Annotated in this window: 3 protein-coding genes; all 3 read right to left on the reverse strand. The window is 31.0% G+C overall.

Features of this window, described 5'->3' with window-relative positions:
• Nucleotides 1-168: 168 nt before the first annotated feature.
• The 3 genes from ACVCZW_RS13700 to ACVCZW_RS13710 all read right to left on the reverse strand — a co-directional run bounded on the left by ACVCZW_RS13700 (nucleotide 169) and on the right by ACVCZW_RS13710 (nucleotide 1,789).
• The gene (locus tag ACVCZW_RS13700) at nucleotides 169-618 is read right to left on the reverse strand and encodes a hypothetical protein (RefSeq protein ID WP_452232684.1); all 450 of its coding nucleotides are present in this window, start codon (nucleotides 616-618) and stop codon (nucleotides 169-171) included.
• Nucleotides 619-1,238: 620 nt separating this feature from the next.
• On the reverse strand, nucleotides 1,239-1,634 hold the full coding sequence (locus ACVCZW_RS13705) for a hypothetical protein (protein WP_452232685.1): 396 nt from the start codon (nucleotides 1,632-1,634) through the stop codon (nucleotides 1,239-1,241).
• An 8-nt stretch (nucleotides 1,635-1,642) separates the two neighbouring features.
• Nucleotides 1,643-1,789, reverse strand: coding sequence for a hypothetical protein (locus ACVCZW_RS13710; protein ID WP_452232686.1), 147 nt, complete (start codon nucleotides 1,787-1,789; stop codon nucleotides 1,643-1,645).
• Nucleotides 1,790-1,976 lie beyond the last annotated feature (187 nt).

Below are 1,976 nucleotides of genomic sequence, written 5' to 3' on the forward strand. Positions count from 1 at the left end.
GTTGAAATTGAGGATTCTCGGCTATTTTTTATAACGTGTTTGTATATGGTTTGTTGCGTGTTTAAGCACTAAATTTAGCAAATAAAAACCGAATAGAAAATCCGCGAGGGTTTTCGTAAGCAGGCTAGAACTAGCAATAAATTATATACGGTGTTGTAGTACGTTATTCTAGGCAATGTTGTTCGTATATTTTCCGACAGCTTTTAATTCCGCTGTTCCATCTTCTTGTTCTGCTAATAACTTTAATTCTCGACAAAAAATATCGATAGAATTTGGTTCAACAATTAGTTCCATCGAGAGTTTATCTTTTTCTTCTTTTCGGTATTCAGTTGAGACATTTTCTTCCATAGTGATTAGAACTCCGCATTTTCCAGTAGGTCCAATCTTATAAAATTCCATTTCGAAATATGCGTAGCAATCTTTTTTTCCGCAAGAATGATTCACTTTATCTTTTCCAAATGGAAATCCATTCAGTTCGTTTACAAATCCGAGTAACGATTCAGAGACTTCATAAACTTCAGTAGTTCCAGAATATCGTCCGTTATTTACTGAAATTCGCATTTCAAACATATCGTCGTCTTTCCAGATAACTTCAAATTTTAAATTATTCTCGTTCATTTTTTTAATGTACTACAACGTGTTTGTATATGATTAGTGGCGTGTTTCAGCACCTAATTTAGTAAATAAAAACGGAATAGAAAATCTGCATAGATTTTCGTAAGCAAGCTAAAACTAGCCATTAATTATATACGTTGTTATCTATAGGTCTTTTCCTAGTTATCCAGAGTTCAGATGTTTAAAATTTTATATAAATATAATTTAGGAATTCTGATTTTAGCAACGGTTTAAGCGCAATGATACGTTTCTACTGTTCAGATTAGCTCAGATTGGTTTTTCTGCGTGTAATTCATTCGTAATGATAAACGCAAGCTTTTCAATCTTGGTTTACTTTATTGATCTTTTTAATCTAAAATTATCTTAGTTTATAAAATCAAACAGAATCCAATCCGTAATGTTTTTCAGATTACATTATTCATCTGAGTAATTATTCCCTTGTTGGAAGTTCAGACTTATAGATTTTATAATAATTTTTGTTGGTGAGTAACTTATAGATAACGTTGTTGTATATGGTTTGTTGCGTGTTTCAAGCAACTAATTTAGTAAATAATTACCGACCAAGAAAGTCCGCGAGGACTTTCGCAAGTAGGCAAGAAGCCAGCAATAAATTATATACGGTGTTAGCCACAGGTTTTATTCACTATTATTTTCTTTTCTGGTGAATTTTCCCATTCTTGAGTCAATTCATATTCACTCAATTCTTTTTTAGGATAATTCCCACTATTAGACCAAATCTCAAGATTGTCAATTATTCCATTCTTAAAAAATAAAATACAATCAGCACCAAATTCTAATTCAGACGATTTTATTTTTAGTCCATCCAAAATCAAGTCGTTTTTATCCGCTTTATATTTTTCAATTCCATTTCTATGTTCAAACCCAATAAAAACTCCTGAACCTGTATATTCATAACCTGATTCAGACAGATATTCCAACTGTAATTTTCCGTTAATTCCATCTTTGTCTCCGTCTAACAGAAGTTCCAAAATGTTTGTTATGAATTTTGATTTCAACATTTTCAATTTTATTTATAATTCAAATATTCATTATAATCAGATTCTGTTTTGATGCGTTGTAATATATCAGAAATCTGACCATCATTTAATCCTTTAGTCATAAGATTTAAAGATAGTTTGTTTATTTGTTCTTCTGAAAGAGTGAATTTTTCCATTTCCTGTTTTAATTTCTTGAATATCGGATGTTCGTTTTAACTTGTGGCTAACGTGTTTGTATATGATTTGTTGCGTGTTTCAGCACCTAATTTAGCAAATAAAAACGGAATAGAAAATCCGCGAGGGTTTTCGTAAGCAGGCTAGAACCAGCAATAAATTATATACGGTGTTAGCAAAAGTTTTTTA

Source organism: Lacinutrix sp. MEBiC02595, assembly GCF_053601555.1.

Coding starts and splice junctions, on each gene's coding strand:
- ACVCZW_RS13700 (WP_452232684.1), bottom strand. CDS start 618: ATGAACGAGAATAATTTAAAATTTGAAGTTATCTGGAAAGACGACGAT.
- ACVCZW_RS13710 (WP_452232686.1), bottom strand. CDS start 1,789: ATGGAAAAATTCACTCTTTCAGAAGAACAAATAAACAAACTATCTTTA.
- ACVCZW_RS13705 (WP_452232685.1), bottom strand. CDS start 1,634: ATGTTGAAATCAAAATTCATAACAAACATTTTGGAACTTCTGTTAGAC.